We start from the raw sequence: 21120 nt of genomic DNA, 5'->3' as shown, positions 1-21120 counted from the left end.
AATGAGAAGCAGTAACCAGCTTTGGTGAAACAGCCTCTGTGTACTTTTAAATAGCGAGTGTGTAATCTGTTAAAATACATTTAAAAAATTAGATAATTCGTATTTTTTAGACAAATTCGCAATCTTAGAACGCATTTTTAAGGAAGTTATTCATTTGAGGAGCTTCAAGTGCTAAATTTTTTAAAAACTGTCAGTGAGGTCATTGAATTGTGTAAATTCTGGCAGAAAATCGATTAACAAGCAGGATATAGTTTTTGAACCTATGCTGAGAAGAATATTATTGCCAATATTACTTGGCCTGATACTGGGGGCGTGTAGCAACTTTTCTAAAGTAATGAAAAGTACTGATCCGAAAGAAAAGTATGAAGCTGCTGTAGCCTATTATGAAGAAAAAGATTACTATCGAGCAGGGTTGTTGTTTGAAGATGTGATGCCTGCCTTTGTGGGTGCAGCTGAGTCTGAGCAGTTGCAGTTCTACTATGCATACTGTCATTTCTATCAGAGTCAGTACTTGCTGGCAAACCATTACTTTAAGAGCTTCTTTAATACTTACAACAGAAGCCCTTATGCAGAAGAAGCACTTTATATGTCAGCATACTCGCTTTATAAGGATACACCAAGATACAACCTTGATCAGTCCAATACCAATGATGCGATTGGCGAGATGCAGGACTTCCTGAACAGATACCCTGCTAGTGAGTACGCTCCTGAAGCAAACAGAATTATTTTGGAATTGCGTCAGAAACTGGAGAAGAAGGCTTTTGAAAATGCAATGCAGTATGCACAGCTGAGAAGATACAAAGCAGCATCTGTAGCATTGGATAACTTTATGAAGGATTATCCGGATTCTGAGCTGAAAGAGCAGGCAATGTTCAAGAAGTTGGAAGCAGAGTTTGAACTGGCAAAAATCAGTATTCCTTCCAAACAACAAGAGCGTTTTGAGACAGCACTGATTACTTACAAGAAGTTTTCAAGTAAGTACCCAGATTCAGAATATTTCAAGACAGCTTCAAAAATTAGTGATGCTGCCACAAAAGAATTGGATAGAATAACTGCTTCTGTTCGATAAGTTTAGCTTATTAAGTGTAACAGCAGTTAGTGAATGATGCTAGATAAATTTGGAAACTTTTTTAAAAAAGTTGTAGTTTAGCAGTTCGATTCCACTTTGATTTGATATCGTCATAACAAATAAAGCATAATGTCAAAATCATCTATTATTACGAGAGACTTCTCGGACTTGACTCAAGAAACTGATAACATTTACGAGTCGCTGGTGATTATTTCTAAAAGAGCCAGACAGATTTCTACTAACCTGAAAGAAGAGCTTACAGCAAAGCTTTCAGAGTTTGCAACAACAGTAGACAATCTGGAAGAAATTCACGAGAACAGAGAGCAGATCGAAATTTCTAAGTTCTACGAAAGAATGCCGAAGCCTACTACTCTGGCAACTGAGGAGTTTATCGAAGGTAAGGTGTATTTCACAAAAGGTACTGATCAAGAATTTTAATTCTTTGTATCAGCAACTCGAACAGCTTCCGAATCCATTGAATGGTTTCGGAAGTTTTTTTTTGTCTAAACTTCTAGTTCATCTATATTTCGTACAATTATATTGGCGCAATATTGGATTTTGAATGAGCGAACGGGAATGAGCATACTGAAGAACAAGAAAATACTGATTGGCGTTACGGCAAGTATCGCAGCCTATAAAATTGCACATCTAACAAGGTTGCTGAAAAAGCAAGGGGCAGAAGTTCAACTGCTGATGACAGACGCTTCCAAAGAATTTATCACACCACTTACACTTTCAACCCTATCTGAAAGGCCTGTGCTTTCTGATTTTACGAAAGGCAAAACAGGAGAATGGAACAACCATGTAGAGTTGGGGATGTGGGCTGACCTGATGCTGATTGCACCTGCAAGTGCAAATACCTTGGGCAAAATGGCAGGTGGAATATGTGATAACTTACTATTGGCAACATACCTGTCTGCTAGGTGTCCCGTATTTGTATGTCCTGCAATGGATCTTGATATGTATGCACATCCTTCAACGATGCGTAACCTGGTACTGTTACAGGAGTATGGTAACCATATTATCGACGCTGAGGAAGGTGAGTTGGCAAGTGGACTGACTGGAAAAGGTAGAATGGCAGAGCCTGAGCATATCGTAGCTGCTATGGAACAGTTTCTGACTAGTGAAGATAAGCCATTAAGTGGGAAGAAAGTGCTATTGACAGCAGGACCTACAAGAGAGTATATCGATCCTGTAAGGTATATGACCAATGCATCCAGCGGAAAAATGGGCTACTCTTTGGCAGCTGCTTTTCTAAAGCAGGGAGCAGATGTTACAATAGTAAGTGGTCCTGTTGACGTTGAGGCAGAAGGAGGCATAAAAATCATTCCTGTCAATACAGCGGAAGAAATGTATAAGGCAACTGCCAATGAATTTGATAAGGTAGATATTGCCGTTTTTACAGCAGCTGTGGCTGATTATACACCAAAGTATAAATCGGATGTCAAGATCAAGAAAGAGGGTAATGACATGAATATTGAGATGGTCAAAACACATGACATTGCCTTTGAAATGGGAAAACTCAAAAAGTCTGGACAAATGACTGTTGGTTTTGCTTTGGAAACCAATAATGAGCAGGAGAACGCAATTAAAAAATTGCATAAGAAAAATCTGGACTTTGTAGTTCTGAACTCATTGCAAAACAAAGGTGCTGGGTTTGGACATGATACAAACCAAATTACCATATTTGATGAACAGGGTGCGACGACATTCCCGCTTAAGTCCAAAAGGGAAGTGGCGGAAGATATTGTAGCTTACTTGTTGAAAAAACTTCAAGAGGTTTAAGAATCAGATAAAACTAAACTATATGAAATACCCATTGCGAAAATTATTCTTACTGGTACTACTTGCTTGCTGTAATATTGGTTGGGCACAAGAACTTGATATCAATGTAACGGTGAATGGCGAACGTGTGCAGACACAGGAGCAACAGGTGTTTACGGACTTACAAAATGCCATGGAGAAGTTTCTGTTGTCTCAGGAGTGGACCACAGATACTTTTGAGGAGTTTGAAAGAATTAAGTCCAATATTCAAGTAACCCTCAACAGCAATACTGATATCAATAATCAGGTTTATGAGGCAAATGTGCAGATTCAATCACTCAGACCTGTATACGGTACAGACTATGAGACACCTGTAATGAATTATTTGGACAATAAATGGCTTTTTTCATATAGACCATCTGATCCCATGATCTTTTCTGAGAATACCTATTCTACAGAACTGACATCGCTGATGGCTTATTACTCTTACCTGATTCTAGCTTTGGATTATGATACATTCTCGCCAAAAGGAGGAACACCATTTTATGAGAGGGCTTTAAACATCGCAAACTACTCGCAACAGTCAGGTGGTAGAGGTTGGGATCAGTTGGGGGATAAACGTGACCGTGTATTCCTGATCAGGGACTTAACAAATCCTTTGTTTGAGCCTTTCCGTGAAGCTTTATATGAGTATCATAGGTTGGGAATGGATAAGTTTGAAGAAAACCCAGATGAAGCACGCAAAGTGATTTTGTCAGCGCTGAGAAAAATTGAACAAGTAAGGGATGCAGTTCCGATTTCAATAACGATTGATATGTTTTTTGATACGAAAGCACCTGAACTGATTAATGTCTTTTCTCAAGGTGATAAAACGGTTATAGCAGAAGCTGTTCAACTGATGATCAAGTTGAACCCAACGAATGCGAACAAATTCAGAAAACTACTGTAGGGTATAAGGTATTCAGATAGGATTGAAGTGGCGAAGATCGGAGAGTTATATAGATTGGTGCAGGTACTGAGTCTTGATGTGGTGGCAGGCGCTTTGGCAAGTACACTTTTCATTGCACAGTACCTGAATGTTACTTTGCCACTAAGTGTCCTGATTACTTTGGGAGCGGCTGTTTGGGTGATCTATACAACAGACCATTTGCTGGATGCCAAATCAATACAGCATAAGGCACATACGTTGAGACACAGGTTTCATCAGGAGCATTCCAAAAAGCTAACATGGGCTGTTGCGGTTGTAGGGATTATTGGTGCTGTTGGTGTGTATTTCCTTCCGGTTGTAACAATTCAGTACGGTTTGACACTTACTATAGTTGTAGGCTTATATTTCTTGGTGTTGAAGCTTACCGGAGGTAATCTTTTAATGTTCAAGGAAGTCTCCATAGCCACCATTTATACTTTAGGGATTTTTTTGGGGCCATTTAGTCTGGCTCATGATTTTTCTGATACAGGTCTGTGGCTATTGTTGACAGAGTATTTGCTGCTTGCCTATATCAATTTGTTGGAGTTTTCTTTATATGATGCCTCTTCAGATGCACAAGATCAACAGAGAAGTGCCGTCAGTGCGGTAGGAAAGTCAAAAATTTATTGGATGATTACCCTTCTGTTTGTACTCCTGTTTACCTGTATGTCTGTAGGTGTTTTTTACTGGTTGTCAAATGCACCTCTGTTTGTAGCTTCTCAATGGGTAATTCTACTGATGACATTAGGGTTATTGGCTGTATTGATATTCAGAAAGCAGCTTGAACGGAGACAATACTACCGAATTTTGGGAGATGCAGTCTTTCTGTTTCCCATAATTGGCCTTTTCTAAGTAGTTTTTTATGAATCAATCAAGTAAAACAAGCTTTGATTTTTTGGCTCCATACTATGACAGGTTGGCAAGGATCGTTTTTGGTAAACACATTGTCAATGTCCAATTGGACTTACTTTCAGAGTTAAGAGCGAATGACAAGGTGCTGATCGTAGGAGGAGGGACTGGTTGGATTCTTCCTGAGATTTTTGATAGATATCCAGCGATTCAAGTTACCTATGTTGAAGCTTCTCCAAAGATGGTAGCCCAAGCCAAAGCAAAATTGGATCTGGAGTTACATAGCCAAGTCCAGTTTGTTGTAGCTACTCACCAAATTGTAAAAGAGCAAAGTATATATGATGCCGTTATCACCTTCTTTTTCTTGGATGTTTTGCAGGAAAGTGAACAATCTGATGCCATACAGAAGTTAGGTGGAGCATTGAAAAAAGGAGGGAAGTGGCTGTTGGCGGACTTTCAGTTAAGAAAGGGAGTTCATTTTATCTGGCAATGGGTACTACTTCAGCTCATGTTGTTCTTCTTCAAGATTACAAGTAACCTTCATATCACAAGGTTGCCATCATTTGAAAACCTCTTTGATCAACATGAATACAAGCATGAAGTACTACGTACTTATTTTGCTGGGATGATATTTGGGAAGAGCCTCAAAAAACTATAAAAAAGAAGGGTGTCACATTTTGTATGGACACCCTTTCGCTTTTTCTGACAATTAAGATAATAAGGTCTTGAGTCAATAAAATCTACTTTGTAAAACGGTTTCCCGTTCCTGTGTTAGTTATTCATCGCTGGTCACCTTTGTGTAGGCGATATTTTTAATAGGGAGAAGTAAATTTACTTATCTCTGTTATACGCTTTTCAATTAGTTATGACTCAATGTCGTGATTTTTTTTCAATTAAAGTATGTAAAGTGTTATGGAGTAGGTTAGTAATCAGTTATTTATTGATATAGTTCAATGTAATCATGAAATATACTTGATCAGTAGATGTATTAATTCATAAAAATGCGTTGGGTATAAGAGGTCTAGGATTATGCTAACTTGGAAAATTCATATTTGTTAATGAAAATATTGAAGTACCTCAATACTGTACTCAGCTTTTATGTTTAACTTTGTCAAGTTAATGGGCTTGATTTTTGTGGAATATCAAGAAGTTTATAGCATTGATTTAAGCAAATACAATCTTATATCTATCATTTTTTTCAAATAATCAGCTGAATATTATGAAGAAGAAAATCTTTTTGGCTCTTGCATTTGTAGGAATGCTTCTTACGTTGACAAGTGCAACCAATGTTGATGCAGTTGGAGGACTTATTGTCCTGAAAGTTACTGTAATTGATTCAAAAGGTAATCCTGTACGTGATGCGGAAGTATCTCTGTTTGATAATGAGGATGATGCAGATGCAATGGCAAACCCTGCTGTAGAAATCAAGAAAACCAATAGCCACGGACATGCATCATGGTTTGGTGGTGGATTGGCTGAGAAAAAATACTACATCAAGGCAAAGAAAGGAAAACTGGAATCAGAGAGTGGTCTTGAAACTACTAGACTTGAAAAAGGAAAAGTAAACAGGCTGAATGTAATTGTTGGGGAAGGTTTGGAAATCATGATTCCAAACGAAACCAATAAGGAAGCAAAGAAGTAATCTGACGCTAGGCATTAAAACAAAAAAGGATCTGGTACGATACCAGATCCTTTTTTGTTTTAATAGTTATTATTTGATATAACGGAAATCGTGTCCGTTTTCAAGCTGTACCAAAAATTCGTACATAAGCTTGATCGTATCTTCAATGTCCTCCTTGTGAGCTGTCTCAACAGTTGTGTGCATGTATTTCAGCGGCAGGGAAATCAATGCTGATGCAACCCCTTCACCTGAATAGGCAAAAGCATCTGTATCCGTTCCAGTAATACGTGAAGCCGCAAGTCTTTGGAACTCGATGCCTTTTTCCTCAGCAGTGTCAATGATCATATTCAGCAAATTGTTCTGTACAGCAGGGCCATAAGTCAAAACTGGACCTTTACCACATTTGCTTTCACCTTGCTTCTGCTTGTTGTACATCGGTGAAGTGGTGTCATGGCATACGTCAGTGACAATCGCTACATTTGGCTTGATTCTGTTGGCGATCATTTCTGCACCTTTCAGACCAATTTCTTCCTGTACAGCATTTACGATATACAGTCCAAATGGCAGTTTTATATCATTCTCATACAGCCTTCTGGCTACTTCTGCGATCATAAAGCCACCAATTCGGTTGTCAAGGGCACGACCACTGATAAACTTGCCATTCAGTTCAGCAACTTCATCCTCATAAGTGATTACACAGCCAACGTGTACACCCATTTCCAATACTTCATCTTTTGACTCAGCCCCGATGTCGATAAAGATATTGTCCATGCTTGGGTTGTCTTCCTTTTCCTTACGTACGTGGATGGCAGGCCAACCGAAGACACCTTTAACAATACCGTTTTTGGTGTGGATATTCACCCTTTTTGAAGGAGCAATCTGATGGTCAGAGCCACCATTTCTTACAACATATATGTAGCCTTCAGGTGAGATGTAGTTTACAAACCACGAGATTTCATCAGCGTGAGCTTCGATTACTACTTTATATGGAGCATCAGGGTTGATAACACCAACCGCTGTGCCGTAAACATCTACATAGTGCTCATCGATATAAGGTTTCAGGTAATCCAGCCATATTTTTTGGCCTTCTGCTTCAAATCCAGTAGGTGAAGCATTATTAAGGTATTTAGTCAGAAATGTTTTGCTTTGTTGGTCCATATTTCAATTCTGTCTTGTTGATGTATGATAATTGTGCAATCCCTTTCTAGTAGTTAATTGCATTTATAAAAGTTCCAGAACAGTTTCCAAACCAATTCCTCTTGAGCCTTTGACAAGGATCAGTGCATTTTGAATTGGATTGTCCTGTAAGTGCTTATGTAGTTCCTCTTTCTCCTTATAGAAAGCTCCAGGATTGTCTTTTTGTTTGAAAAATTCTTCGCCTACGAAGAAAGAAAGTACAAAGTTTTTCGATTCAGCCATTTCAACCATCTTATGGTGCTCGTCCTGACTGATATCTCCCAATTCACGCATGTCGCCCAATATTACCACTTTCTGCTTTTCTGTATCGAACTGCTCAAGGTTTTCCATAGCGACCTCAACAGAAGAAGGGTTGGCATTGTATGCATCCAGAATAATAAGGTTCGTGCCTTTTTCAATTAGCTGCGAACGGTTATTGTCAGCCGCATAATTGGCAATGGCATCGTGTATTTCTTCAACTGGAACTTCAAAATATTTACCTATACAGAATGCCGTCAGCATATTCTGGAAATTGTACGAGCCAATTGTCTTGGTTTGCACTTCTCTGTCCTGTCTGTCTTTATATCGAATAAACGGGCTGGCACCAAGCAGCTCAAGGTTGGCAAAATCATATTCACCACCATACCAGACAGGTGCTTTGAAACGCTTTGCCATATTGGCAATGATACGATCCTGAGAGTTGACAAAGACAATTCCATCGTTCTTGATAAGGTAATCAAAGATTTCGCTCTTGGCTCTTACATTGGCTTCAAAGCTCCCAAACCCTTCTATGTGATCCTTTCCTATATTGGTGATGAAGCCGTGTGTCGGCTCAGCTATTTTACAAAGTTCAGTTACTTCACCAACATGGTTGTCTCCCATCTCAACCAGCGCCATTTCAGTATCAAGAGGCATTTCCAGTAAGGTAAGAGGTACACCAATATGATTGTTGAAATTCCCCTTGGTAGCATGTGTCCTGTACTTTTTGGCCAGTACTCTGTGGAGTAACTCTTTGGTGGTTGTTTTACCGTTAGATCCAGTTACAGCAATAAATGGAATGTCAAATTGAGTACGGTGATGGTGAGCCAATTGCTGAAGCGTAGTAAGCACATCTTCGACGAGGATCATACGCTTGTCTGTGGCATAAGCTTCTTCATCAATGATGGCATAGGCAGCTCCTTTTTCAAGCGCTTGTAAAGCAAATTTATTTCCGTTGAAGTTGCCACCTTTCAAGGCAAAAAACAGCATGCCTTCTTCAATTTTTCTTGTGTCGGTAGAAATATTGGGGTGCTTTAAGTATAGCTGATATAATTTTTCTATTTCCATATCATTGATCGATCATTTGCTTGACAGAAGGGATTTACATAGGTTTTAAGCATCCCATCAGTTGCCAAAGATATAAAAATACAATTGTTGGAACGAATTCCAGTTAACACTCTTTCCTTAAGAGTTGTTAGAATAGTATGCAGATAGAAAATGATTTAAATTTTAATGGTATAGAAACTCTAATTACTGTTAGAAGTTTTTTTAAAAACAAAGCTGTTTTCTATCTTCGTTTGATAACGTTGAAATATTAAACTTAACATACGAACTTTCCATGAAGGTCACCATTGTAGGAGCTGGCAATGTGGGTACTACATGTGCTGATGTACTAGCGTACAGAGAAATTGTAAATGAAGTAGTGCTGCTTGATGTAAAGCAGGGATATGCTGAAGGAAAAGCCCTTGATATTTGGCAGAAAGCATCAGTGTACCCTTATGACACCAAAGTTGTAGGGGTAACCAATGATTATTCCAAGACTGCGAACTCAGACGTTGTTGTGATTACTTCAGGGTTTCCCCGAAAGCCTGGGATGTCACGTGATGACCTGATCAGTACCAACACCAATATCGTAAAGGTAGTAACTGAAAAAGTAGTCAAGTATTCACCTGAAGCCATTATCATTGTCGTGACCAATCCATTGGATGTGATGACCTATCAGGCTTTGCTGTCATCAGGACTTCCAAGGACAAAAGTGATCGGTATGGCAGGGACTCTTTTTACGGCCCGTTACCGTGCATTTTTAGCAGAAGCATTGGATATTTCTCCAAAAGAAATCTCAGCTGTATTGATGGGAGGTCATGGAGACACAATGGTTCCTCTTCCAAGGTATACAACTATCAGTGGCATCCCTGTGACAGAGCTGATTGATAGAGAGACTTTGGAACATATCGTAGAGAGAACTAAGTTCAGTGGGGGAGAGATGGTCAAGTTGATGGGGACCTCAGCTTGGTATGCTCCTGGAGCTGCTGCTGCACAAATGGTAGAAGCCATTGTAAAGGATCAACATCGTGTTTTCCCTGTGTCAGTTTGTCTTGAAGGGGAGTACGGAATTGAAAACTGCTGTTTTGGTGTTCCGGTAATTTTAGGTAAGAATGGCGTTGAGCAGATAATTGAATTAGAGCTTAACGACGAAGAGAAAGCGTTGCTGGAGGATTCTTATACACACGTACTTGAACTGATGCAGGTATTGGAGAAAATGTCTTAATAGGCAACTCAGATGCTGATTTAGATAAAGAAAAAGCCATTCCAAGTTGAACATGGAATGGCTTTTTACTTAATATTCTAGCAGTGTTGTATTACAGTTTAAGGTCTCCGTTGGTCTTGCGAACACCCTCCGCAGAAGCAGTAAGCTTTTCTTTCTCAGCGTCAGAAAGCTCGATTTCTACGATTTTTTCGATACCGTTCTTGCCAATGATTACTGGCACACCGATACAAAGGTCAGACAGTCCATACTCACCGTCAAGTAGTGCCGAGCAAGGGAACATTTTCTTAGAGTCCAGTGCAATTGCTCTTACCAATTCAGATACTGCAGCACCTGGAGCATACCAAGCAGAAGTACCCAACAGTTTTGTCAGTGTAGCACCACCTACTTTAGTCGCTTCCACTACTTCAGCTTGCTGATCAGCAGTAAGGAATTCTGTTACAGGAACGCTGTTGCGTGTCGCTTTCTCGATCAAAGGTACCATACCAGTGTCACTGTGACCACCGATTACCATACCTGAGATATCAGACTGAGGACAGCCGATAGCTTCAGCCAAACGGTACTTGAAACGAGCGCTGTCAAGAGCACCACCCATACCGATGATACGGTTTTTAGGAAGACCTGTAGATTTTGCTGCAAGGTAAGTCATTGTGTCCATAGGGTTGGAAACAACAATGATAATTACATCAGGAGAGTGTTTGATCAGGTTTTCTGATACTTCTTTTACGATACCTGCATTGATACCGATCAACTCTTCACGAGTCATGCCAGGTTTACGAGGGATACCTGAAGTGATAACAGCCACATCACTGCCTGCTGTTTTAGCGTAATCACCTGTTGTACCTGTAATAGTAGAGTCAAAGCCGTTCAGTGAAGCTGTTTGCATCAGGTCCATCGCTTTACCTTCAGCGAAACCTTCTTTGATATCAACCAGTACGATTTCGTCTGCGAAATCTTTGATCGCGATGTACTCAGCACAGCTTGCACCTACTGCGCCTGCTCCTACAACTGTTACTTTCATGAATCTTAATTTTTAAACTAAATGAATTATTGCCCTTTTGGCTGTAACAAATGTATTAAACCAAGACGATTAATAAAATTCATAAGATGGTAATCTTTGTCAGATTTTGAGATAAATATGCTGACAAAGCTTAATAAATGCATATCCTTATATCATTGCGGGAGTATAATGTTGTCGACATGTGGTAAACCCAAAATAGTATATATCCTTTTTTGGGCTTTATAACAAGAAATAAAAAAAGCCATGAATCGAGTCATGGCTTCTGTTTATTTATATGCGTGTTTGTATTAAATCTTATTGTCTTTCAGGACCTTTCTGCTTATTGTTTTTGACAGGAACAGGCTGAAGTGCAGGTTTTCTTTTATTCATCTCTTCAACAACAATAATTCCTCCTGCTATAAGTCCTGCAACCAATCCTGCTCCAAGCACAGAAGGTAACATTACATTAGATAGAAGCGATAGTAGCGTTGTTATAATCGATAAGATCAGTATGGTGGTTGCTTCTTTCATATAGCTATTTGTTAATTGAAAATTAATTCTACTCTATATACGCTTTATATAGGTTAAGTGTTCAAATATTACAATTCTTTAACAGATATTTTTAAAAATATGGAGGCAAATAGAAGCTATTTCTAAATGAAGGTTAACATTGACGTTACATTGTCACCAATGCTTTGTCATCTGCTGCTTTGAAAGTGCTGTCAGAAGGGGTAAAGAATTGTACATTTTTTATGTCTGCCTCGCCAAGTTGTTTAGTTATCCCTTTGCCTTCTCTCCATTCCCAAAATTTCCATTTTTGGGCAATTGGCACTCCATCAACACTTTCATAATTCTCATATGTGATCGCATGCGGATCTTCATTGGCTTTCGTTTCATCTTTGCCGTAGGTCACGATATAGGCCATGCCGAATAGCGTATTGTCGGCTGTGTCAATATAGACCCGATACCAGTCATCAGGAGTGTCTCCTACATTGTCACCAAAAGTAAGCAAGCCAACCGAATATGCTTTCTCATTTAATTCCTCATTTTCGAGCATTTCCCAATGGGTACCCGGGTCGCTAAACTTGAATGGAGCTGCGAAGAAGTACGCCCATGTGAATATATCAAATCGGGCGCCGTCATATTTCGCTGAAGCTGGAGTGATGTAAACTTTGTCCCCATCATAAACCAATGAAGTACTGTCAGTCTTGTCAATTCTTATTTTGGTAGAATTGGTAAGCATTTTTACCTTTCCTTCAAGCCTTTTCTTATCACCAAAATAGAGCGTTAGGTCAAAGGAAATGGCTGGTTGCTTATAAAAATCACTACGGTTATGAGCAGTCTCAAGGTGCTCAATCAGTGCGGGAGTCTGTACTTCTTTGACAGCTTCCTGAGCTGCCTCAGGTGCAGAATCTTGTGCTTCATGAGGGTTGGATTGATTGCTTCCACAGCCTAATACGATTAAAGCCCCAATGATTACAAATACTGACTTTTTCATAAGCTACTTTTGGTTAAGGATGATGAGATACAAAAAAAGCCTTTTGCACCATATATTGGGCAAAAGGCTTTTGAGGTATGTTAATGTACCGACTTGGATTACAGAGTCGCCATGTAAGCCAACAGTTCGATTACTTTGTTAGAGTAACCCCACTCGTTGTCATACCAAGAAACAACTTTCACAAAGTTGTCGTTCAGTGCGATACCTGCATCTGCATCGAATACTGAAGTTTTTTCTTCACCTACGAAGTCTTGAGAAACAACTGCATCCTCAGTGTAACCCAATACGCCTTGCAGACCGCCATCTGAAACTGGAGTTTCAGATGCTTTCTTCATAGCAGCTTTGATGTCTTCGTAAGAAGCACCTTTGTCCAGACGGCAAGTCAGGTCAACTACTGAAACGTCAACAGTAGGAACACGGAATGCCATACCAGTCAGTTTACCGTTCATCTCAGGAATTACTTTACCTACTGCTTTTGCAGCACCTGTAGATGAAGGGATGATATTGTTAAGGGCAGCTCTACCACCTCTCCAGTCTTTCATTGAAGGACCGTCAACTGTTTTCTGAGTTGCAGTAGTAGCGTGAACTGTAGTCATCAGACCTTCTACGATACCGAAGTTGTCGTTCAACACCTTCACGATAGGAGCCAGACAGTTAGTAGTACAAGATGCGTTAGATACGATTGTGTCTTCAGCAGTAAGTTTGCCGTGGTTTACACCGTATACGAACATAGGAGTGTCGTCCTTAGAAGGAGCTGACATAACCACTTTTTTAGCACCTGCTTCGATGTGTTTCGCTGCAGTTTCTTTTGTCAGGAACAGACCAGTAGATTCAACTACGAAATCCGCACCGATGTCACCCCACTTCAAGTCTGCTGGGTTTCTTTCTGCTGTTACTCTGATAGTCTTGCCATTTACAACAAGGTGACCGTCCTTTACAGAAACTTCGCCTTGGAATTGGCCGTGTACTGAGTCATACTTCAGCATATAAGCGATGTAGTCAACGTCCAGCAAGTCGTTGATACCTACGATCTCAATATTGTCTCTAGATTGTGCTGCACGGAATACTAGTCTACCGATTCTTCCGAATCCATTAATCCCAACTTTAATTGTTGACATAGTTTGCTGAATTTTATTTTATGATAAATAAGTAAAATGCGCTTTGGGTCCTGTAGTAAAAGAATCCAAGGATATTATGGTTACATAACTGCTCAGTTCGATGGTTTGTTCGAACCGTGCGCTACACAAACTTAATCAAATCTTAAAGCCATTAAGAATGACCTTTATCATTATTTCGAGGTAATTTTGTAAGAAAATCAAGTGTCCTCTACACACTATAAATCGCTTATCGTTTGATTAACAAGCCATCCCAATAGAAGTCTTGCTGTGTACTTCCACCCATATAAAATTTATCATCTGCAAGCTCTAAAAAGTTTTTTTCATTATTTAACACTTTTAAGCCCGTTTCATTGAGGGTTAGCATTTCATGATTATCATATAAAGGTGATAGATAATCGAGTATTTTTTCAAATATCAAATCACCATAACCATAAATACTATCCGCCATAAGTATACTTCCCAACACTTTTCTTCTAGGTTTTGGCGACTCATTAATGACATTGAGAATCAGTCTTTCAGGGGAACCGATACCACTGATAGGGTGGGGGAATCGTCTGAAATGTGCGAGGAATGCATCATAAAGATCGGTGCTATCAGGGTGATTTTCCTTTATTAATTCGTGCAGTTTTCTTGGGTCAGGATCACAGTACATTTTCCAGAAAAGATGATTTTTTTCCATCATTTCCTCTGTAAGTAAGGTTTTGTTTTTATATAACTGTACCAGGCTCTGGGGAGGTAATTCCGCTAGACCTTTATATTTGGCTGTAGAAAATAACTTGGAGAAAGGAACTTGAAAAAACTGAGTGTTTGAGCATTGTTGTAGATGAGCATATGAGATCAGTGCCAGTTGATTGATCTGGCAGAACAGGTCATGTTCAAACCAAAAAACTACTTGATCATATTGACATAAGCTGCTTATTTTTTCCTCAAACTCATTGATGGTCTTTTCTTGGTAGTTCGGATTGTCAATTTCATAATCAGCTTCGAAATAAGCAGCACGAATTTTCCAGAAGTCTTCAGAAGCAACATCCGGATGGACTGGGCCAGTACATAGTGTTTCTCTGAAAATGGCAATATCACCTTTGATTTGTGATTCCTTAAAAGAATGAAGGAGGCCATCTCCATTTAGAATATGAAGGGTTTTATGCATGTTGTGTTGTCTTTTGGGGCTATATAATAACGGATATTCTGATATTCATGAAGAAACAAAAAAAGCGGTATTCACTGAAAGAATACCGCTTAAATATTATAAAGCCTGACTATTTATTACAGAGCAGTAGTTGAAAGTACTGATTTCACTACTACGTCAACAGTTGGCCAAAGTACGCTCTTGCCGTCAGATCCTTTGTGAAGATCTTCACAAACACCGTTCAATGCTTCCAGTGCAGGAGTTGCACCAAATTCAGCTACGTCGATTGTGCCTGTTAGTCTGATAGTGCCAGGAGCGTCATCTTCTTTTTCACTAACTGTATACTTCATTGACAGGTCTTTCTCTACGTCATTCAGTTTTACTGTAACAGTAGCAGTACCTGCTTTGTCGTCGCCTTCTACTGCTTTAATTGTTCCTGTAATCGCTTCAGTATTGGCCATTTTACCGAAGAAGTGCTCACGCAATTTACCATCTCTGTCAGGGTTGCTAGAGTTAACGCTGCTTACAGGAATGCTAAAAGTCAGAGCGTTCATGATAGCCATTGGAGACTCAGCACTTGTCACTTTAGGTGTTACTTCAAACTCGTCAAATTTTCCACCCACACCTGCTTTTTCAGTAAATTTGAAAGCAGTCCACAAAACACTTGTATTGGCTTTGTCAAATGTGAAAACCTGCTTTTCGGTTTTTGTTTCAGCAACTTCAACAGATGAAGTATTTTCTTGTTGTGTTGCTTTGTTGCAGCTTATTGCTCCAAATGCTACTAAAGCAGCAGCAGTGATGGTCATTAATTGTTTTTTCATTACAGATTCTGGTTTTTATAGTTTTCTGATTTTCAGGTGTGAATAAGCAAAATTATATCACTATCTGAAGTAATAATTTGATTATTCTTTTGCTAAAATAGAAACAAGCTTTTCTTTATCCAAAGTTTAAGCCAAACCAGAAATTAGCAGAGTCTAATTTTTAATTAGATTTTTAAAATTTTATTTACTTTTAACTTGTTGTTTCCTACTGTATTTCTGCAATGAAATCTTGACGTTCAGTGTTCCTTTAACTTGCTTGATTTCTTCAATACGAGCATCTACTCTAGAACCGGAAAGCATTCTTGATTTTAATTCAAGTGACTGGTCCATATCTATAAAACCTAACTGATCTCCATTAAGCCTGATGACTTTGACGGCATCTTTGTCATGTGGATTCAATTCATCAGGAAGTAATAAAAGCCTGTCACCAATTTTTGCTTTTTTGATTAGATCTTGCCTTTCAGTACCATCCTCATTTTTATACCGTGTACCCACGATGTTGGTGTACTCTAATGGTAATTTTTGTTCGGCAGTGACCTTGTGGAATTTCTTTATATAATTCTGGTATAGAGCCTCTTCTGTGGCTTTTTGTTTGCGAACCTTATTCAGTTTTCTCCTTTTTTGTAGCAACAGAATTATCAAAATACATAGGAGAATAGGTAATAGGTAGTTGAACAGCGTCATAATTCTGATAGTTAAGCAATTGGTTTTGAATAGCCTTATCCAACACTTATGCTAATTAATTGTTGGATTTTATCTAGATGTGAATATAACAGAACGTAGCAATTATAGGAAAAAAATAACCCGCCACTTATAAAAAGTAGGCGGGTCGGTCATTTATTTATCCAATGAACTAATTCCAAGAATTAAGCAAAAGGCTCATTAAACCAGCTCTCAGCAAGCTCCTTTTCAAAGGAATCATCCGAGATATGGGTATACTCGTTGGTCTTATTACTGTAGTTGTAATCTTTGATCCACTCTGTATGATTCTGAGCCAATTGAGATACTGCATCTACCAAGTAATGAGCTTCCTCATCAGTCATGGTAGGGTGAATAGACATACGGACCCAACCTGGTTTGAGAGACAAATCTCCACTGTTAATCAGGTCTGTAATGTATTTTGATTTCTCTTGAGATACTTGCAGTAAGTAGTGACCGTAAGTACCGGCACAAGAGCACCCACCTCTTACCTGAATTCCAAACTTGTCGTTCAGAAGTTTTACAGCCAAGTTGTGGTGAAGTCCTTCGATATAGAATGAAATAATACCCAGTCTTTCTTTGATGTGGTCTGCGAGAATATGCAAGCCATCAGTTTTGATCATGCCATCCCATAAGATATTCATAAGCTCTTTCTCACGCTTAAGAATATTTTCTGTTCCCATTTCATCCTTAAGCTTAGCACAGAATGCCGCTTTTATTGCCTGCATAAAGCCAGGAGTTCCCCCATCTTCTCTTGCTTCAATATTGTCCACATATTTGTGTTCCATCCAAGGGTTAGTCCAGTCAACTGTGCCACCACCTGGGTTGTCAGGAACTGCGTTAGAGTAAAGGCTCTTGTCGAAGACAATAATACCTGGAGTAGCAGGACCTCCCAAAAACTTATGTGGAGAGAAGAAAATTGCATCCAGCTTTTGCATTGGGTTCTTTGGGTGCATGTCGATATCAACATAAGGAGCCGAACAAGCAAAGTCCACGAAACAAAGTCCGTTGTGCTGGTGCATGATTTCAGCAACTTCGTGATATGGGGTTTCAATTCCTGTCACATTTGAGCAAGCTGTTACGGAAGCAATTTTCAGCCTTCTGTCCTGATATTTCTCCAGTAAAGGCAAAAGATTGCTCGGTTTTACCAAGCCATTGTCATCTGCAGGAATGATTTCCACGTCAGCAATTGTTTCCAGCCATGAAGTTTGGTTGGAGTGGTGCTCCATATGTGTGATAAACACTACAGGTTTATCTTCAGGCGTAATGGTTATCTGCTTTTTGTGTTTCTCATTGATCTTAAGTCCCAATATTCGCTGAAACTTATTGACAACTCCGGTCATACCTGTTCCATAGGCAATGATCACGTCATCTGAAGAAGCATTTACGTGCTTTTTGATGACCTGTAATGCTTTATGGTATGCCTGTGTCATACTTGAACCAGTGACGGTTGTCTCAGTGTGTGTATTACCTACAAAAGCAGCGAGGTTTTTAACCAGTCTGTCCTCAATTGATTTGAACTGACGACCACTGGCAGTCCAGTCTGCATATAAGATTTTCTGAGTTCCGTATGGTGTCTCGAAAGTCTGATCAACTCCTATGATCTGCTCTCTGTATTTATTGAAATAGTCCTGAAGCGTCATATGTATAGCAACAATCTTGATTCGTGTAGAAAAAACTGAGGCGAATATAAGTAGTTATATAAATATTAAAAAAGTTTCATTTGTTAAAATGAAACTATTCTTCATCCAGACAAGCTTCGTAGTTGTTCTTTAATTCCTCCCAGTAGCTAGTGAATTCTTCTGGAATAGGAATGGTTTTTTCACCTGCTTGCACCCTCCAGTAATTAACATTGTAAAGTCTTTTTTTCTGATAGTCAGATAGTTGTTTAAATTCCGAATAGTCTGTGCTTTTGCCTTTTTCTTCCAGCAGCACTTCATATATTTCTTTAGGTTTCATGGCTGTAACGATTGCTTCAAACTCAAATATTGTTTGCGAAGATACACATGCTTCTCAAAAATAGGAATAGAGTGCACTTATCCCTTAAATTTGTCAGGGAATTGGTGGAATTTTAATCGTCGTAAAATTGAGTAGTAAGGAATTGGCAGGTCTGGATGACTTTATCCGAAAACGTTACAATAATGTTATCGAAACAAATAAAAGTATTGATGACATAGTGTTGGATTATTTTTTTCCAAATTTGAATGTTGGATTTTTGATCTGTACCAAGACCAAACTTTTGGATGGTAAGCAGTTGTTGGACTTGACAGAAAAGGCAGCCAGCAGCGGAACCAAACTGATTATTATTTGGGAAGACCAATGGTATTCAAAACCTAAAGTGTTACAGTCAAGGATTCTATCCATATTTGGGGTAACGAAAAGAATACATGGTCGGAAAACCAAAGTTTGTAAATTGGACAAGCCAACACTTCTCTCTTTTCTAGATGAAAACCACCTGCAAGTTCCTTTGAATGGAAAGTATAAATATGGTTTGACGTTAGAAGGTGAACTTATTGCTGTGATGTCATTCAGTAGAGGGCGACAAATACCAAGAGATGGTGTTCCGTTTCAGTCTTATGAAATGGTGAGGTATTGCAATAAGTTAGGTTGTACAGTTGTAGGAGGGATGAGTAAACTGTTGAAGCATTTTGTAAAAGAAGTGAACCCTGACGATGTGATGAGTTATGCCGATCGAGACTGGTCAGACGGAAATGCATACGAACAGTTGGGGTTTGAACTCGAAGATGTATTACCACCTATTTACTTTTGGGTTGACCCTGAATCCAATACCCGTTATTATCCGCATCTTTTGCCGGTCAGTATCCCGAACGAAGGTGATGAGGAAAGGCTTATGGCACAGCATGGATACTATAAAGTGTGGAATACCGGAAGCATGAAGTATTTGCTGTTGCTAAAATCTATCTAGAAATAACACAAAGTTAACATATCAAGAAAATTTATTAACCGATTGGTGACATGTGTATATTGTTTGATTGTCCTATTTTTGGATGGCAATTCAAGTAAGGCATTTATGCAAGACTGAGATTGTATAATTCATAGCTAAAAGCTGTCATAATATTTTGATTCTGACGTTTAGGTGTCAGATGATTTCTGAAAGACTAATTTTTTATCCGCTATCAGGTACGCCTGTAGGCGAAATTATTAACACTGATTATGAAGGAAACTATACGACTGATTTTAATCATTGGCTTTGTTGCACTGCAAGGATGTGTCAGCAGCTCGAAGATGATCAAGAAAGCCAATGAGCTGGAAAGAGCAGGAAGTGCTTGTCAAGCGATTGACCAATATTTATACAAACTGGCTGATAAGCCTAGTGCTGAACGAGATCGTGCATTATACAAAATTGGTTACGTTTGTGTTGAGTCTTATTTGGAGCAAAGTAGGGAGTACAGCAATGCAGGTGCTTCTATTGAGTCTCTGGAGCAGGCATATGCGATTGCCGAAAGAGCCAAAAGCAGACTTGAGAATATCAACAGACAGTTTGGTGTATCTTTGAAGTGGAAAGCTGTAGACCAAAAGCATATTGATGACTTGTATGCTCGTATTACAGAAGATTATTATCAAAGAGCAATGAGCTACTATAAGCAAGGAGCTTATCAGCAAGCTTACGAAGCCTTTGAAGATGTAATTGCACGTGAACCTTCTTACAAGGAAGCTGTCAAGTATAAAAACACCAGTTATGATAATGTCACAGCAAAGCATTACGAGCAGGCTATGTATTACTTTGATGCAAAGAAATACGAAGATGCTGAAGAAGCATTTGCTGTAGTAACTGGTAGAGACCCATCTTATAGAGATGCACAGGAACTGTATGTGTTTAGCTACGATCAAGTAACACAAAACAGATACGATGCAGCAATGGGCTACTTCGATGCTCAAAGCTACAGAAAAGCTTACCCATTGTTCAGTTGGGTGAAAAGTAGAGAAAGAAATGAAAAATACCCAAGACTGGATTCATTGATGCAGCAGTGTATTGATAGAGGTAGTGTTGGTGTTTATATTTCATCTGCATACCCTGCCTTGACTAACAGGGTTTACAGTGATCTTGTAAGTGACATTGATAATCCATTTATCAGGTTTGAAAATGCTGAAGCCAAAGCTGACTACAGCGTGATTGTTTCTTTGGACTACCATGTGGATGGCGCAAGACCAATCATTAAGAAGCGAGAAGCATACAAGATTGATCACTGGGTAGAAAAGCACAGGGTAATGCAATCAGACAGTACTTACAAGACGGTTGAGAAGACTTACTATAAAGCAGTAAGACCTGTTACATACATGCACTTCTACGGAACCAAAGAGGTGAGATGTAAAGTATCTTACGCAGTAAGAGGAACGAATATTTATCAGGAATTTGAAGGGGTTAGCGAAGAGTCTCTTGACTGTTATACCTATACTGGAGACTTGTCACTTAACAGTCTTTCTGATAGAAAAATCAATAAGACGAGTGATAAGATTAGACCATCGTCTTCATGGAAAAGAATGTTTGAAGGAAGACCTTCATTTTCGAAGACTGATGATATGAAAGAAGATGCACTTAACATTATCTACAAGAGAGTCGTTGATGACCTTTATCAGGATATTGTAACCTTGATTGAAGTAGAATAAGTTTGATGCTACTTTGAAAACATAAATATTTAAAGTGCTTTGGAAAGGGATACATTCTGAAAAAAGATGTATCCCTTTCTTTTTGCCTTGATGCATAAATTATAACATTTTCAATATTGAAGGAGGAAAAATAGATATGGATAAATAATAGATAATAATAGTAATACACTATGTTATAAATATTTTTAGAAGAAATTTCAGCTAAACAGATATTAAGGAAATCATTTTTTAAACTGTCATGTTATTTATCAAATTA

21 protein-coding genes are annotated in these 21120 nt (G+C 38.9%); 10 read left to right on the top strand and 11 right to left on the bottom strand.

Going from position 1 to position 21120, the window contains the following annotated elements; all coding sequences use genetic code 11:
• Positions 1-262 precede the first annotated feature (262 nt).
• The 7 genes from V6R21_RS17145 to V6R21_RS17115 all read left to right on the top strand — a co-directional run bounded on the left by V6R21_RS17145 (position 263) and on the right by V6R21_RS17115 (position 6291).
• The gene (locus tag V6R21_RS17145; RefSeq protein WP_334244858.1) at positions 263-1069 is read left to right on the top strand and encodes an outer membrane protein assembly factor BamD; all 807 of its coding nucleotides are present in this window, start codon (positions 263-265) and stop codon (positions 1067-1069) included.
• Positions 1070-1198: 129 nt separating this feature from the next.
• The gene (locus tag V6R21_RS17140) at positions 1199-1507 is read left to right on the top strand and encodes a DNA-directed RNA polymerase subunit omega (RefSeq protein ID WP_334244857.1); all 309 of its coding nucleotides are present in this window, start codon (positions 1199-1201) and stop codon (positions 1505-1507) included.
• 138 nt (positions 1508-1645) lie between these two features.
• The gene (gene coaBC / locus V6R21_RS17135) at positions 1646-2854 is read left to right on the top strand and encodes a bifunctional phosphopantothenoylcysteine decarboxylase/phosphopantothenate--cysteine ligase CoaBC (RefSeq protein ID WP_334244856.1); all 1209 of its coding nucleotides are present in this window, start codon (positions 1646-1648) and stop codon (positions 2852-2854) included.
• Between the two features lie 22 nt (positions 2855-2876).
• Positions 2877-3782, top strand: coding sequence for a type IX secretion system protein PorD (porD, locus tag V6R21_RS17130; protein WP_334244855.1), 906 nt, complete (start codon positions 2877-2879; stop codon positions 3780-3782).
• A gap of 27 nt (positions 3783-3809) precedes the next feature.
• Positions 3810-4652 carry a hypothetical protein gene (locus tag V6R21_RS17125; RefSeq protein WP_334244854.1) on the top strand — a complete coding sequence of 281 codons (843 nt, stop codon included), beginning with the start codon at positions 3810-3812 and terminating at the stop codon, positions 4650-4652.
• 10 nt (positions 4653-4662) lie between these two features.
• On the top strand, positions 4663-5307 hold the full coding sequence (locus V6R21_RS17120) for a class I SAM-dependent methyltransferase (protein WP_334244853.1): 645 nt from the start codon (positions 4663-4665) through the stop codon (positions 5305-5307).
• Positions 5308-5868: 561 nt separating this feature from the next.
• Positions 5869-6291 carry a peptidase associated/transthyretin-like domain-containing protein gene (locus V6R21_RS17115; RefSeq protein WP_334244852.1) on the top strand — a complete coding sequence of 141 codons (423 nt, stop codon included), beginning with the start codon at positions 5869-5871 and terminating at the stop codon, positions 6289-6291.
• Positions 6292-6360: 69 nt separating this feature from the next.
• Here V6R21_RS17115 and V6R21_RS17110 read toward each other — a convergent pair whose 3' ends face one another.
• Both V6R21_RS17110 and V6R21_RS17105 read right to left on the bottom strand, forming a co-directional pair.
• On the bottom strand, positions 6361-7428 hold the full coding sequence (locus V6R21_RS17110; RefSeq protein WP_334244851.1) for a M42 family metallopeptidase: 1068 nt from the start codon (positions 7426-7428) through the stop codon (positions 6361-6363).
• 63 nt (positions 7429-7491) lie between these two features.
• Positions 7492-8772 (bottom strand): UDP-N-acetylmuramoyl-tripeptide--D-alanyl-D-alanine ligase, encoded by a 1281-nt coding sequence (locus V6R21_RS17105; RefSeq protein ID WP_334244850.1) that lies wholly within the window; start codon positions 8770-8772, stop codon positions 7492-7494.
• 271 nt (positions 8773-9043) lie between these two features.
• Between V6R21_RS17105 and mdh (V6R21_RS17100) the strand changes: the two genes are divergently transcribed.
• Complete coding sequence (mdh, locus tag V6R21_RS17100; RefSeq protein ID WP_334244849.1) at positions 9044-9973, top strand: malate dehydrogenase; 930 nt, start codon at positions 9044-9046, stop codon at positions 9971-9973.
• Positions 9974-10064: 91 nt separating this feature from the next.
• On the opposite strand, the gene mdh (V6R21_RS17095) is transcribed toward mdh (V6R21_RS17100), so the two are convergent.
• From mdh (V6R21_RS17095) to V6R21_RS17055, 9 genes are all read right to left on the bottom strand, one after another.
• Positions 10065-10991, bottom strand: a complete 927-nt coding sequence (gene mdh, locus V6R21_RS17095; protein WP_334244848.1) for a malate dehydrogenase — start codon at positions 10989-10991, stop codon at positions 10065-10067.
• Positions 10992-11285: 294 nt separating this feature from the next.
• Positions 11286-11501, bottom strand: coding sequence for a hypothetical protein (locus V6R21_RS17090; protein WP_334244847.1), 216 nt, complete (start codon positions 11499-11501; stop codon positions 11286-11288).
• Between the two features lie 145 nt (positions 11502-11646).
• Positions 11647-12468: a hypothetical protein gene (locus tag V6R21_RS17085; protein WP_334244846.1), complete on the bottom strand. Its 822-nt coding sequence runs from the start codon at positions 12466-12468 to the stop codon at positions 11647-11649.
• Positions 12469-12566: 98 nt separating this feature from the next.
• On the bottom strand, positions 12567-13586 hold the full coding sequence (gene gap, locus V6R21_RS17080; protein ID WP_334244845.1) for a type I glyceraldehyde-3-phosphate dehydrogenase: 1020 nt from the start codon (positions 13584-13586) through the stop codon (positions 12567-12569).
• A 226-nt stretch (positions 13587-13812) separates the two neighbouring features.
• Positions 13813-14736 carry a DUF1835 domain-containing protein gene (locus V6R21_RS17075; RefSeq protein WP_334244844.1) on the bottom strand — a complete coding sequence of 308 codons (924 nt, stop codon included), beginning with the start codon at positions 14734-14736 and terminating at the stop codon, positions 13813-13815.
• A 116-nt stretch (positions 14737-14852) separates the two neighbouring features.
• Positions 14853-15536, bottom strand: a complete 684-nt coding sequence (locus tag V6R21_RS17070) for a YceI family protein (RefSeq protein WP_334244843.1) — start codon at positions 15534-15536, stop codon at positions 14853-14855.
• Between the two features lie 180 nt (positions 15537-15716).
• A complete protein-coding gene (locus V6R21_RS17065; protein WP_334244842.1) occupies positions 15717-16220 on the bottom strand; it encodes an HIRAN domain-containing protein in 504 nt (167 codons plus the stop codon).
• A gap of 182 nt (positions 16221-16402) precedes the next feature.
• Positions 16403-17878, bottom strand: a complete 1476-nt coding sequence (locus V6R21_RS17060) for an aminotransferase class V-fold PLP-dependent enzyme (protein WP_334244841.1) — start codon at positions 17876-17878, stop codon at positions 16403-16405.
• 94 nt (positions 17879-17972) lie between these two features.
• Entirely contained in the window at positions 17973-18194 is a 222-nt protein-coding gene (locus V6R21_RS17055; RefSeq protein WP_334244840.1) for a hypothetical protein, read from the bottom strand.
• 127 nt (positions 18195-18321) lie between these two features.
• On the opposite strand from V6R21_RS17055, the gene V6R21_RS17050 reads away from it, so the two are divergent.
• Together V6R21_RS17050 and V6R21_RS17045 are read left to right on the top strand one after the other, a co-directional pair.
• A complete protein-coding gene (locus V6R21_RS17050; protein ID WP_334244839.1) occupies positions 18322-19161 on the top strand; it encodes a hypothetical protein in 840 nt (279 codons plus the stop codon).
• A gap of 248 nt (positions 19162-19409) precedes the next feature.
• Entirely contained in the window at positions 19410-20864 is a 1455-nt protein-coding gene (locus tag V6R21_RS17045; protein ID WP_334244838.1) for a tetratricopeptide repeat protein, read from the top strand.
• The last annotated feature ends 256 nt before the right edge of the window (positions 20865-21120 follow it).

The sequence above is a fragment of the Limibacter armeniacum genome, from assembly GCF_036880985.1.
GTDB lineage: Bacteria > Bacteroidota > Bacteroidia > Cytophagales > Flammeovirgaceae > Limibacter > Limibacter armeniacum.
The sequence above is the reverse complement of the archived record's forward strand: the minus strand, read 5'-3'. Positions and strand labels throughout refer to the sequence as shown.